The sequence below is a fragment of the Halobacillus sp. H74 genome (assembly GCF_052246715.1).
GTDB lineage: Bacteria > Bacillota > Bacilli > Bacillales > Halobacillaceae > Halobacillus > Halobacillus litoralis_A.
The window spans coordinates 20,983-34,514 of record NZ_JBQQCI010000013.1 but is presented as its reverse complement, the minus strand read 5'-3'; the positions used below and the strand labels follow the sequence as shown (position 1 = coordinate 34,514).

The window sequence follows — 13,532 nt, the reverse complement described above, 5'->3', positions numbered from 1 at the left end:
CTTCGCCCATTTTTGAAATAGACATTCTCCGCGAAAAAAACTTGACTACCCGCCATGGCAAAGGGGCCGGGTGTGTCAACAACCTTTCGCATCATCGCCTTTTATGACCAACATTATTCATTATATAGAAGAAATGTTGCCATTGCAAGGGTAAATCCATAAATATTTTATCTATGGACACTTAAAACATTATACTAACGACTCCGAATAATTTCAAGGATAAATTTATTTCGCGTCAGGTGTTATGCGTTGAATTTCTTTCCCTTAGGTCATTTTCTCTAAAAAGCCATCCTACATTAAAACAAACCTTTCATGTTATTTCAACAATGCTGTACCAGACCTCCATACGAGGCAAGGGGTGCGGACTATTTTTTCATAGAAAACAAGATACCCAAAGTAATTTCCACAGACCATAAAAAAGCGAGCAATAGCCCTGAGGACTATTGCTCGCTTTTCATTTATAACACTGAAATTATTTAGTGATTTCAGATACTACACCAGAACCTACTGTACGTCCACCTTCACGGATAGAGAAACGAGTTCCGTCCTCGATCGCGATTGGAGAGATAAGTTCTACAGTCATTTCAACGTTATCCCCAGGCATAACCATTTCTACGCCTTCAGGAAGTTGGATGACACCAGTTACGTCCGTAGTACGGAAGTAGAACTGTGGGCGGTAGTTAGAGAAGAATGGAGTATGACGTCCACCTTCGTCTTTAGCCAATACATAAACTTCAGATTTGAAGTTCGTGTGTGGAGTGATAGAACCAGGTTTAGCTAGTACTTGACCACGGTTGATGTCTTCACGGTTAACACCACGAAGAAGCGCACCAATGTTGTCGCCAGCTTCAGCATAGTCAAGAAGCTTACGGAACATTTCAACACCTGTGATTGTAGTCTTACGAGCATCTTCAGCCATACCGATGATTTCGATATCGTCACCGACTTTAACTTGTCCACGCTCAACACGACCAGTTGCTACTGTACCACGACCAGTGATAGAGAATACGTCCTCTACTGGCATCATGAATGGCTTGTCAGTGTCACGGTCTGGAGTTGGAACATACTCATCAACTGCATCCATAAGATCATAGATAGCTTGCTCATATTTCTCTTCACCTTCAAGAGCTTTAAGAGCAGAACCGCTGATTACAGGTACATCGTCACCATCAAAGTCATATTCAGATAGTAGGTCGCGAACTTCCATTTCTACTAGTTCAAGAAGTTCTTCGTCGTCTACCATGTCAACTTTGTTCAAGAATACAACGATTGCTGGTACACCTACGTTTTTAGATAGCAGGATGTGCTCACGAGTTTGTGGCATTGGACCGTCAGCTGCAGATACAACTAGAATCGCGCCATCCATTTGAGCAGCACCAGTGATCATGTTCTTAACGTAATCAGCGTGACCTGGGCAGTCAACGTGTGCATAGTGGCGGTTCTCAGTTTCATACTCAACGTGTGCAGTTGAGATAGTGATTCCACGCTCGCGCTCTTCTGGTGCACCGTCGATCATGTCATATGCCATTGCTTCACCAGAACCTGATTTCTTGTGAAGTACTGTAGTGATCGCAGCAGTTAGAGTTGTTTTACCATGGTCAACGTGTCCGATAGTACCAATGTTTACGTGGGACTTGGACCGGTCAAATTTTTCTTTACCCATTGTATATTTCCTCCTTTAAATAAATACGAATTTAGTTTGAACATTTATTTGCAAGTCCGGAGTGAACGAGAGCCACTCCTGAACTTACAATACAAGTTATATCTCAACTTGTCTAAAAAATCAATTATTGACCAGAATTTTTCTTGATGATTTCCTCAGAGATACTCTTCGGAACTTCTTCGTAATGGTCAAAGTGCATTGTATAAGTTCCTCTACCTTGAGTGTTAGAACGCAACGCTGTTGCATATCCGAACATTTCAGAAAGTGGAACGAATGCTTTGACTACTTGTGCATTACCCCGAGTTTCCATACCTTCAACGCGTCCACGACGGGAAGTTACGTCACCCATGATATCGCCCATGTATTCCTCTGGAATAACAACTTCTACTTTCATCATTGGCTCAAGTAGAACTGGCTTACACTTGTTCTTAGCTTCTTTAAGTGCCATAGAAGCAGCAACTTTAAAGGCCATTTCATTGGAGTCGACATCGTGATAAGAACCATCATACAGAGTCGCCTTGATGTCTACCATAGGGTAGCCAGCTAATACACCATTCTCTAAGGATTCTTTGATTCCTTGTTCTACGGATGGAATATATTCGCGTGGTACAACACCACCGACAATCTTATTGACGAATTCATAGCCAGCGCCTTCTTCGTTAGGTTCAAATTCAACCCATACGTGACCGAACTGTCCACGACCACCGGATTGGCGTACGAATTTACCTTCAACTTTTGCACTTGCGCGGAAAGTTTCACGGTACGCTACTTGTGGAGCACCAATATTCGCTTCAACTTTGAACTCACGCTTAAGTCGGTCTACGATGATGTCAAGGTGAAGTTCACCCATACCAGCGATAATCGTTTGACCTGTTTCCACGTTTGTTTCCGTTTGGAATGTTGGGTCTTCTTCAGCAAGTTTTCCAAGCGCGATAGACATCTTATCTTGGTCAGCTTTTGACTTAGGTTCGATAGCGACAGAGATAACCGGATCAGGGAATTCCATGGATTCAAGAATAACAAGACTCTTTTCATCACAAATTGTATCACCTGTACCAGTATCTTTAAGACCTACGGCACCTGCAATGTCCCCTGCGTAAACAGTGGAAATCTCTTCACGAGAGTTGGCGTGCATTTGCAGGATACGACCTACACGCTCACGCTTATCTTTCGTAGAGTTCTTCACATAAGAACCGGCACTTAGTGTACCAGAGTAAACACGGAAGAATGTCAGTTTACCAACATAAGGGTCTGTAGCGACTTTAAAGGCCAATGCAGAGAAAGGCTCTTTGTCGTCTGCCTTACGCACAACACCTTCATCTGTTTGAGGTACATGTCCTTCAATCGGAGGCACATCTAATGGAGATGGCAGATAATCGATAACACCATCAATCAGAAGTTGAACACCTTTGTTTTTGAAGGCTGAACCACAGAATACTGGATAGAAGTCAACGCCTAGAGTAGCTGTACGGATTGCCGTTTTAAGCTGCTCGTTAGTGATTTCTTCTCCCTCAAGGTATTGCATCATCAAGTCTTCATCAAGTTCCGCTACTGATTCTACAAGTTTGCCGCGGTACTCTTCAGCTTGCTCTTTGTACTCCTCAGGAATTTCACGTGCTTCTGCACGAGTTCCTAAGTCGTCCATATAATAGTAAGCTTCCATTGTTACAAGATCGATGATTCCTTCGAATTCATCTTCTGCACCTATTGGAAGTTGGACAGCTGCTGCGTTTGCTCCAAGGCGGTCTTTCAACGTGCCTAAGGAGTAAATGAAGTCAGCACCAATTTTGTCCATCTTGTTTACAAATACGATACGTGGAACACCATAAGTGGTAGCTTGACGCCACACTGTTTCTGTTTGAGGCTCAACACCTGACTGAGCATCAAGTACAGCCACAGAACCATCAAGTACACGCAGGGAACGTTCAACCTCAACAGTGAAGTCTACGTGTCCTGGAGTATCGATGATATTGATACGGTGATCTTTCCACTGAGCAGTCGTAGCGGCGGAAGTGATTGTGATTCCACGCTCTTGTTCCTGCTCCATCCAGTCCATTTGGGAAGCTCCTTCGTGAGTTTCACCAATTTTGTGGATACGTCCTGTGTAGAAAAGAATACGCTCTGTCGCCGTTGTTTTACCAGCGTCGATGTGAGCCATGATCCCGATATTCCGAGTCTTTTCCAAGGAGAACTCTCTAGCCATGAATCTTTCTCCTTCCTGATTGAACATTTATTTTTTTGGTGATTACCAACGATAGTGAGCGAATGCTTTGTTCGCTTCTGCCATCTTGTGCATTTCTTCACGACGCTTCACTGATGCACCAGTGTTATTAGCTGCATCTAGAATTTCGTTAGCCAAGCGTTCTTCCATTGTTTTCTCTCCGCGTAGACGCGCATAGTTAACAATGAAACGCAAGCCTAGAGCCTGACGACGTTCTGGGCGAACCTCAACAGGTACCTGGTAGTTGGAACCACCTACACGACGAGCACGTACTTCCAATACTGGCATTACATTCTTCATCGCTTGATCAAAAGCTTCCATAGCTTCATTTCCGCTACGCTCTTGAACTAGTTCAAAAGATTTATAAAGGATTTTTTGAGCTTTCCCGCGCTGACCGTTAACCATGATTTGGTTAATCAAGCGAGTGACAAGCTTAGAGTTGTACATCGGATCTGGTAACACATCACGTTTAGCTACTGGACCTTTACGTGGCATATGTTCCCCTCCCTTCCTTTGAGAAATTATTTAAGCGATATCTGCATATCGATTATTTTTTAGCTTTAGGTTTCTTCGTACCGTATTTAGAACGGCCTTGCATACGTCCTTCAACACTTGCTGTGTCAAGAGCGCCACGTACAACGTGGTAACGCACACCTGGCAAGTCTTTAACTTTACCGCCACGGATAAGAACAACACTGTGCTCTTGTAGGTTGTGGCCGATCCCAGGGATATAGGCGTTAACCTCAAGCTGGTTGGTTAGACGAACACGTGCATACTTACGTAGGGCAGAGTTCGGTTTCTTAGGTGTCATTGTACCAACACGTGTGCAAACACCACGTTTTTGTGGAGAAGAAAGGTCAGTCATACGCTTCTTATAGCTGTTGTAACCTTTGTTCAAAGCTGGAGAGTTTGACTGTTTCGTTTTGCTCACGCGTCCTTTACGTACCAATTGGTTTATTGTTGGCATGTTTGTATCCTCCCTTCATTTTTAATACCACACATCCAGGTGGTTCATAAAAAGGCAAAAAACAAAGCTTTCGCGCTTTAACGCCAAAACTTTATTGCTTTATCGCCACTGTAGCCGCGCCAACATCAATACCACATGCATTCCCAAGCTCCTCCATTGAAGAAACTCTTGTATGGGGAATATTCAGTTGCTTGGCTAGTTTAGCTACTTTTAGTGTCATCGACTGATCTGCATCGTCTGCCGTTATGACTTCATCCACTTCACCATTCTTCATGGCTCTAAGTGTCTGTTTGGTTCCAATGATTATATCGGACTTAGCCTGTGCTACTTTTTCATAAGACATCTTCATATCCTCCAAAGTAACAAGGATAAATGGAAGCACCTTGATTATAGTATCACTCACCCAAATGCATGTCAACTGCAATTGGGTGAGTTTTTTAGTGCTTCCTTCTTTTTTACCCTTTGTTATCATCTAAGCTTATTTATTTAGGAGTGTGTGACTTCCTCAGTAGTTGTTGGAACCTCTTGCTGCTGTGCTTCAGACTGAGCTTGGATTTTTCGGTAACGTGTCATACCGGTACCTGCTGGAACAAGCTTACCGATAATAACATTTTCTTTCAGTCCTAGCAATTCATCGCGCTTACCTTTGATGGCTGCATCTGTCAGGACACGTGTAGTTTCCTGGAAGGATGCTGCGGATAAGAAGCTATCCGTCTCAAGTGACGCTTTGGTGATACCAAGGATAACCGGACGGCCAACTGCTGGTTGTCCACCCTCGATAAGGGCTTTTTGGTTAGCCTCTTTGAATTGGTGAATTTCAAGAAGTGAGCCCGGAAGTACATCCGTATCTCCGGAATCAAGGACACGTACTTTACGAAGCATTTGACGAACCATTACTTCGACGTGTTTGTCGGAAATTTCTACCCCTTGCATGCGGTAAACTTTCTGTACTTCTTTAAGCAAGTATTCCTGAACACCATCAAGCCCTTTGACGGTCAGCAATTCTTTAGGATCAATTGAACCTTCTGTGAGTGGTTCACCAGCTTTAACCTCATCACCCACAGACACTTTCATACGTGCACCGTATGGAGCTGTATAAGATCTTGACTCAACAGAACCTTGAACGAGGATTTCCTGTTTTTCTTTCACTTCATTAACTTCATGAACAGTTCCGTCGATCTCAGTTATAACAGCCTGACCTTTCGGATTACGCGCTTCTACGATCTCCTGGATACGTGGAAGACCCTGCGTAATATCGTCTCCGGCTACACCGCCTGTGTGGAAGGTACGCATTGTAAGCTGGGTACCTGGTTCACCGATGGATTGTGCAGCAATAATTCCAACTGCCTCACCAACTTCAACTTCATCACCAGTTGCCAAGTTACGGCCATAACACTTCTTACAAACGCCGTGCTTCGTATTACATGTGAATGCAGTACGGATGACAATCTTCTCGATACCTGCTTCAACAATTTGTCGAGCTTTATCTTCGTAAATCACTTCATTTCTTTCAGCAAGTACAGCACCACTTTCAGGATGTGTGACTTTTTGGAAGGATGTACGTCCGATCAAGCGGTCGAGCAACGGTTCTATTACCTCTGAACCTTCTTTAAGAGCGGAGACCGGTAATCCTCTGTCCGTTCCACAGTCGTCGTCACGTACAATGACATCCTGCGCCACGTCTACGAGACGACGTGTCAGGTAACCTGAGTCAGCTGTCTTCAGCGCGGTATCGGCTAGACCTTTACGTGCACCGTGTGTCGAGATGAAGTATTCAAGTACTGTCAGACCTTCACGGAAACTTGATTTAATTGGAAGTTCGATGATCCGACCAGCCGGGTTGGCCATCAGACCACGCATACCTGCAAGCTGCGTAAAGTTAGATGCGTTACCACGTGCTCCTGAATCACTCATCATGAAGATTGGATTTCGCGGATTCAATGAGTTCATCAGACGGTTTTGAATATCATCTTTAGCTCCGGACCAAACTTCAATAACACGATCGTAACGTTCTTCTTCTGTAATCAGACCACGACGGAATTGTTTCAGAACTCTGTCGACTTTTTCTTGAGCTTCATCAAGAATTTTCTGTTTCTCTGGAAGTACGACAACATCGGATACACCTACTGTGATACCCGCCTTGGTGGAGTAAGCGAATCCAAGGTCTTTCATACGGTCGAGCATCTTGGACGTTTCACTAATAGAGAAACGTTTGAAGACTTCAGCGATGATGTCTCCCAAGATACCTTTCTTGAATGGAGAAACCTCTTCGCGTTTGGCAATCTCATCACGAATATTCGTACCGTTTTCCACAAAGTAGTGGTCAGGTGTTTTAATCTCTAAGTTTTCTTTCGTCGGTTCATTGATATAAGGGAAAGAATTCGGCAGCATTTCATTGAAAATCAACTTACCGACCGTAGTCAGAAGAAGCTGCCTGTTCTGTTTCTCTGTGAATGTCTCATTATTCAATGAACTAGCTTGTACAGCCACACGTGTGTGAAGGTGGGCATAGCCATTTTGATACGCCATCAATGCTTCATTCAAGTCTTTGAAGAACATTCCTTCACCAATTGCACCTTCACGCTCCAAGGTCAAGTAATAGTTTCCTAATACCATGTCCTGGGAAGGCGTAACGACTGGTTTTCCATCCTTAGGATTAAGGATGTTCTGAGCAGCCAGCATCAAGATACGGGCTTCAGCTTGAGCTTCTGAAGATAGTGGTACGTGCACGGCCATTTGGTCCCCGTCAAAGTCAGCGTTATATGCTGTACATACAAGCGGGTGCAAACGGATCGCGCGACCTTCGACAAGTGTCGGTTCAAAAGCCTGGATTCCTAAACGGTGCAGTGTCGGTGCACGGTTCAGCAGAACAGGGTGTTCTTTGATGACATCTTCTAAAACATCCCAAACTTCATGATGGACACGCTCAATCTTACGCTTCGCAGATTTGATATTATGAGCTAACCCTCGTGCGACGAGTTCTTTCATTACGAATGGCTTGAACAATTCCAGCGCCATTTCTTTCGGAAGTCCACACTGATACATCTTCAGGGATGGACCGACAACGATAACCGAACGACCGGAATAGTCTACACGCTTACCTAGAAGGTTTTGGCGGAAACGACCTTGTTTACCTTTCAACATGTGAGAAAGGGATTTGAGTGGACGGTTTCCTGGTCCTGTAACTGGACGGCCGCGGCGGCCATTGTCGATAAGAGCATCGACAGCTTCTTGAAGCATACGCTTCTCATTCTGCACAATGATCGTCGGCGCACCTAGATCCAACAAACGCTTCAATCGGTTGTTACGGTTGATTACTCGACGGTACAAATCGTTCAAGTCAGATGTTGCGAAACGGCCACCATCAAGTTGAACCATTGGACGAATTTCCGGCGGTATGACCGGCAGAACTTCCAGGATCATCCATGAAGGTTCGTTTCCTGAGTGACGGAACGATTCAAGAACTTCAAGCCGTTTGATTGCACGTGTGCGACGCTGACCTTGAGCTGTCTTGAGTTCTTCTTTCAGTGTATCTACTTCCCCGTCCAAATCAATATCGTAAAGAAGTTTACGGATGGCTTCTGCGCCCATTGCAGCTTGGAAACCTTGACCGAATTTCTCACGGTAGGAACGGTATTCTTTTTCAGATAGCAACTGCTTCTTCTCAAGAGCCGTTTCACCAGGTTCCGTTACAATATAAGCGGCAAAATAAATGACTTCCTCTAGTGCTCGAGGGGACATGTCTAATACAAGACCCATTCGACTAGGGATACCTTTGAAGTACCAAATGTGAGAAACAGGGGCAGCTAATTCTAAGTGCCCCATGCGCTCACGGCGTACTTTCGCTTTAGTTACTTCAACACCACAACGGTCACAAACGACACCCTTATAGCGGACACGCTTGTATTTTCCACAATGGCATTCCCAGTCCTTCTGCGGACCGAAAATACGCTCACAGAATAAACCGTCTTTTTCTGGTTTCAACGTACGATAGTTGATGGTTTCTGGCTTCTTGACCTCACCGTAGGACCAAGAACGAATCTTATCCGGTGAAGCCAGGCCGATTTTCATATACTCAAAGTTATTTACATCTAGCAAGGGGCCTACCTCCCTTTTAGTATCCACGTTCTACCCTAAGCTTAGAACACGAACTACAGCAGTGTTTCTATCTTAATCGTCTAAGTTCAAATTCTCGGATTCTTTGGTCTGTTCTTCTTCGATATCTCGCATTTCGATCTCTTGCTCATCACCAGATAGAATCTTAACGTCCATTCCAAGACTTTGAAGTTCTTTGATCAGAACTTTGAAAGACTCAGGGACTCCCGGCTCTGGAACATTATCACCTTTGACAATCGCTTCGTACGTCTTCACACGTCCAACAACGTCATCCGATTTCACTGTCAAGATTTCTTGAAGTGTATAAGCAGCACCATAAGCCTCTAGTGCCCATACCTCCATCTCACCAAAACGTTGTCCACCGAATTGGGCTTTACCACCAAGTGGCTGTTGCGTAACTAGTGAGTACGGCCCAGTAGAACGTGCGTGAAGTTTGTCATCAACCATGTGTGCAAGTTTAATCATATACATGACACCAACAGATACACGGTTATCAAACGGCTCTCCTGTACGTCCATCATAAAGGATCGTTTTCGCATCACGAGACATACCAGCTTCCTGCAATGTCTCCCATACGTCTTCCTCTCGCGCACCATCGAAAACCGGTGTAGCGATTCTTTCTCCAAGTAAGCGAGCAGCCATCCCCATGTGCAATTCTAGTACCTGACCGATATTCATACGAGATGGAACACCAAGTGGGTTCAACATGACATCAACCGGTGTACCGTCTGGTAGGAAAGGCATATCTTCTTCTGGAAGAATCTTAGAAATAACACCTTTGTTACCGTGACGTCCGGCCATCTTGTCACCTTCAGAGATTTTACGCTTCTGAACGATATAAGCACGAATCAACTGATTGACACCTGGAGGAAGTTCGTCCCCGTCTTCTCTGTTAAAGATCTTGACGTCAAGAACGATTCCGCCTGCTCCGTGTGGCACACGTAGAGAAGTATCGCGAACTTCACGTGCTTTCTCACCGAAGATAGCGTGTAATAGTCGTTCTTCGGCAGATAATTCAGTTACACCCTTAGGGGTTACTTTACCTACAAGAAGATCACCATCACTTACTTCTGCACCGACACGGATAATACCTCGATCATCTAAGTCGCGGAGGGCATCTTCACCGACATTTGGGATGTCACGTGTGATTTCTTCCGGTCCAAGCTTGGTATCACGAGCTTCTGATTCGTATTCTTCTATATGAATAGAAGTATATACGTCATCTTTCACGAGACGCTCACTCATGATGATGGCATCCTCGTAGTTGTAACCATCCCATGTCATGAATGCGACAAGTGGATTTTGGCCAAGAGCGAGTTCTCCCATATCCATAGAAGGTCCATCAGCAAGGATTTCCCCTTGCTTGACGCGGTCGCCTTTAGAGACGATCGGACGTTGGTTATAGCAGCTCCCCTGGTTAGAACGGATGAATTTCTGCAAACGGTAGCGATCTATATCTCCTTCTACCTCTTTGCCATCCACCTCGGCAATACGACGGACGCGAACTTCTTTCGCTTCCACACGTTCGACGACTCCCTCGTGTCTACAAATGACAGCAGCACCAGAGTCTTTACCTGATACATATTCCATGCCCGTCCCTACAAGTGGCGCATCCGGTTTAAGCAACGGTACTGCTTGACGCTGCATGTTTGCACCCATTAGGGAACGGTTGGAGTCATCGTTTTCCAAGAAAGGAATACACGCTGTTGCTGCTGATACAACCTGCTTCGGCGAAACGTCCATGTAATCTAGACGATCACGATTCACGACTGTATTCTCACCGCGGAAACGTGCGATGACTTCTTCATCGGTAAAGGCACCGTCATCTTCAAGCTTCGCGTTTGCCTGTGCCACCACGTAATTATCTTCTTCATCTGCAGTGAGATAATCGATTTGGGCCGTTACCTTATTGGTATCCGGATCGACACGGCGATACGGTGTTTCAATGAAACCAAATTCGTTTACTTTTGCGTACGATGATAGAGAGTTAATCAAACCGATGTTTGGACCCTCAGGAGTTTCAATCGGACACATACGACCGTAGTGGGAATAGTGTACGTCACGAACTTCAAAGCCTGCACGTTCACGAGTCAAACCACCGGGTCCTAATGCAGAAAGACGGCGCTTATGCGTTAATTCTGCAAGAGGGTTCGTCTGATCCATGAACTGTGAAAGTTGCGAACTACCAAAGAACTCTTTGATGGATGCAATCACAGGACGGATATTAATCAATTGTTGCGGTGTGATTGAGGAAGTGTCTTGGATAGACATACGTTCACGGACCACACGCTCCATACGGGATAAACCAATACGGAATTGATTTTGAAGGAGTTCTCCAACTGAACGAAGACGACGGTTACCTAGATGGTCGATGTCATCTGTTCCACCCACATTGTGCAACAAGTTAAAGAAATAACTGATAGAAGAAAGAATGTCGGCTGGAGTGATATTCTTCACGTCACGGTCAATATTTGCATTGCCGATCACATTGATAGAGCGCTCTCCTTCTGGATCTGTGGGGTCGACGATTTTAACGGACTGGACTTGAATTGGCTCTTCAAGTACACCCTCAGCCGGTTCCAATGATTCCTCGCCTAAATTCCCCTCTTCATCATCAAAATGAGGTATCAATTTGTTTAAGAGACGACGGTCGATCTTATCGCCTTTTTCTGCGATGACTTCGCCGGTTTCTTCATCCACTAACGTTTCCGCCAATGTCTGGTTGAACAAACGATCTTTGATATGAAGCTTTTTATTCATTTTATAACGTCCGACTCTAGCTAGGTCATAGCGTTTCGGATCAAAGAAACGGGAAACGATTAAGCTTTTCGCGTTTTCTACCGTTGGTGGTTCACCAGGGCGCAGACGCTCATAAATCTCTAATAAAGCTTTTTCTGTGTTTTCCGTATTGTCTTTTTCCAACGTGTTCTTAAGGTATTCGTTGTCACCGATCAAATCAATGATTTCCTGATCTGTGCTGAAACCTATTGCACGTAACAGAACGGTGATTGGCAATTTACGCGTACGATCGATACGAACATGAACCACGTCTTTTGCATCTGTTTCAAACTCCAACCATGCTCCGCGGTTAGGGATAACCGTAGCGGTATAGCCTCTCTTGCCGTTCTTATCAATCTTTTTGTTGTAGTACACACTTGGAGAACGAACAAGCTGAGAAACAATAACACGTTCAGCCCCATTAATTACAAAGGTACCTGTGTCTGTCATCAGTGGGAAATCACCCATGAATACTTCTTGTTCTTTCACTTCGCCCGTCTCGTTGTTTAATAGACGTACTTTCACACGAAGTGGTGCGTTATATGTTACATCGCGATCCTTTGACTCATCGACTGGATACTTTGGTTCGCCAAGGCTGTAGTCTACAAACTCCAATGATAAATTGCCTGTGAAGTCTTCGATTGGAGAAATATCCTGGAACATTTCTTTCAAACCTTCTTCCAAGAACCATTGGTAGGAAGCTGTCTGAATTTCAATCAAATTCGGCAACTCTAATACTTCACTGATGCGTGCATAACTTCTGCGCTGGCGGTGTCGTCCATATTGAACTAGTTGACCTGTCAACTGATTCACCCCTCAAATCAAGCATATTAATAACGAAAAAAGGGTTCGGCAAGACATGCCGAACAGGCTTGCGGTTGATCTTGCCACAAGCACTATTTAAACATTCGCCTTAGAGCAAATGGTGATTCTTCATTTCTCTCTAACGTTAGACAAAAAAGAAAAAGGCTTTTCATACATAAAAACCTCATTTACTTTCAGTGTTCGATTTTACCATTCTGGACATCTATCATCTTTTTTATACATGATTGCTAAAAAAAGACTTGACAGCGTTCAGACACATTGGCATTTTTCAATACTAGCACAACTGATAGGGCTAGTCAAACCTTATAGCCTTCAGGATGTAATATCCCTTTTGCTTTTCTACCACATCTACATTACCAAACAACTCTTCTAACTTTTGTTTAGCAGACGGCGCCCCTTGTTTTTTCTGAATGACTACCCAAAGCTCTCCTTGCTCAAGCAAAGCTTCTTTCGCCTCTTCAAACATCATATGGACGACTTTCTTCCCTGCGCGTATAGGAGGGTTCGTTATAATAGAAGCAAATCGACGATCCTTTACCCCCTGCAACCGATCACTCTCCTGCACAGTAACATTCGTTATGCCATTTTCAACTGCATTTTTGCGAGCTAAATTCAATGCGCGGTCATTCACATCGACCATCATTACGTGTCGATTGTCAAAATCTTTAGCTAGTGCCAGTCCGACCGGGCCATAGCCACAACCTAAATCAAGAAAATCTCCATCTACATCCGGTGCATGAAAAGCTTCGACCAACATGCGCGAACCAAAGTCCACTTCCCGCTTAGAGAAAACAGCGTGGTCCGTTGTGAATTCAAATTCATAGCCCCTTAACTGGAAGGCCCACGTTTTTTCTTCACTATCTGTTGATGTTTTCTTTGAGTAATAATGCTCCGACATAAACCGAACACCTTCTTTTTTTATCGTTAAGAAAAAGAAAGCCCGCCGATAAATCAGCGAGCTT

General features: G+C 44.4%; 8 protein-coding genes. All 8 read right to left on the bottom strand.

The window, feature by feature from the left end:
• Positions 1-472: 472 nt before the first annotated feature.
• On the bottom strand, positions 473-1,663 hold the full coding sequence (tuf, locus tag ACTWPX_RS20140; RefSeq protein ID WP_128524963.1) for an elongation factor Tu: 1,191 nt from the start codon (positions 1,661-1,663) through the stop codon (positions 473-475).
• 124 nt (positions 1,664-1,787) lie between these two features.
• Positions 1,788-3,866 carry an elongation factor G gene (gene fusA, locus ACTWPX_RS20135; RefSeq protein WP_128524964.1) on the bottom strand — a complete coding sequence of 693 codons (2,079 nt, stop codon included), beginning with the start codon at positions 3,864-3,866 and terminating at the stop codon, positions 1,788-1,790.
• A gap of 42 nt (positions 3,867-3,908) precedes the next feature.
• Positions 3,909-4,379: a 30S ribosomal protein S7 gene (gene rpsG / locus ACTWPX_RS20130; protein WP_128524965.1), complete on the bottom strand. Its 471-nt coding sequence runs from the start codon at positions 4,377-4,379 to the stop codon at positions 3,909-3,911.
• A 52-nt stretch (positions 4,380-4,431) separates the two neighbouring features.
• Complete coding sequence (gene rpsL / locus ACTWPX_RS20125) at positions 4,432-4,851, bottom strand: 30S ribosomal protein S12 (protein WP_128524966.1); 420 nt, start codon at positions 4,849-4,851, stop codon at positions 4,432-4,434.
• Between the two features lie 91 nt (positions 4,852-4,942).
• The gene (locus ACTWPX_RS20120) at positions 4,943-5,194 is read right to left on the bottom strand and encodes a 50S ribosomal protein L7ae-like protein (protein ID WP_128524967.1); all 252 of its coding nucleotides are present in this window, start codon (positions 5,192-5,194) and stop codon (positions 4,943-4,945) included.
• A gap of 143 nt (positions 5,195-5,337) precedes the next feature.
• Entirely contained in the window at positions 5,338-8,949 is a 3,612-nt protein-coding gene (gene rpoC, locus ACTWPX_RS20115; RefSeq protein WP_443121258.1) for a DNA-directed RNA polymerase subunit beta', read from the bottom strand.
• A gap of 72 nt (positions 8,950-9,021) precedes the next feature.
• Positions 9,022-12,549 carry a DNA-directed RNA polymerase subunit beta gene (gene rpoB, locus ACTWPX_RS20110; RefSeq protein ID WP_128524969.1) on the bottom strand — a complete coding sequence of 1,176 codons (3,528 nt, stop codon included), beginning with the start codon at positions 12,547-12,549 and terminating at the stop codon, positions 9,022-9,024.
• 313 nt (positions 12,550-12,862) lie between these two features.
• The gene (locus ACTWPX_RS20105; RefSeq protein WP_443121257.1) at positions 12,863-13,468 is read right to left on the bottom strand and encodes a class I SAM-dependent methyltransferase; all 606 of its coding nucleotides are present in this window, start codon (positions 13,466-13,468) and stop codon (positions 12,863-12,865) included.
• Between the last annotated feature and the right edge of the window lie 64 nt (positions 13,469-13,532).

Excerpts from the sequence above, each read along its gene's own strand:
- tuf (WP_128524963.1), bottom strand. The coding sequence starts at position 1,663 with ATGGGTAAAGAAAAATTTGACCGGTCCAAGTCCCACGTAAACATTGGT.
- fusA (WP_128524964.1), bottom strand. The coding sequence starts at position 3,866 with ATGGCTAGAGAGTTCTCCTTGGAAAAGACTCGGAATATCGGGATCATG.
- rpsG (WP_128524965.1), bottom strand. The coding sequence starts at position 4,379 with ATGCCACGTAAAGGTCCAGTAGCTAAACGTGATGTGTTACCAGATCCG.
- rpsL (WP_128524966.1), bottom strand. The coding sequence starts at position 4,851 with ATGCCAACAATAAACCAATTGGTACGTAAAGGACGCGTGAGCAAAACG.
- ACTWPX_RS20120 (WP_128524967.1), bottom strand. The coding sequence starts at position 5,194 with ATGTCTTATGAAAAAGTAGCACAGGCTAAGTCCGATATAATCATTGGA.
- ACTWPX_RS20105 (WP_443121257.1), bottom strand. The coding sequence starts at position 13,468 with ATGTCGGAGCATTATTACTCAAAGAAAACATCAACAGATAGTGAAGAA.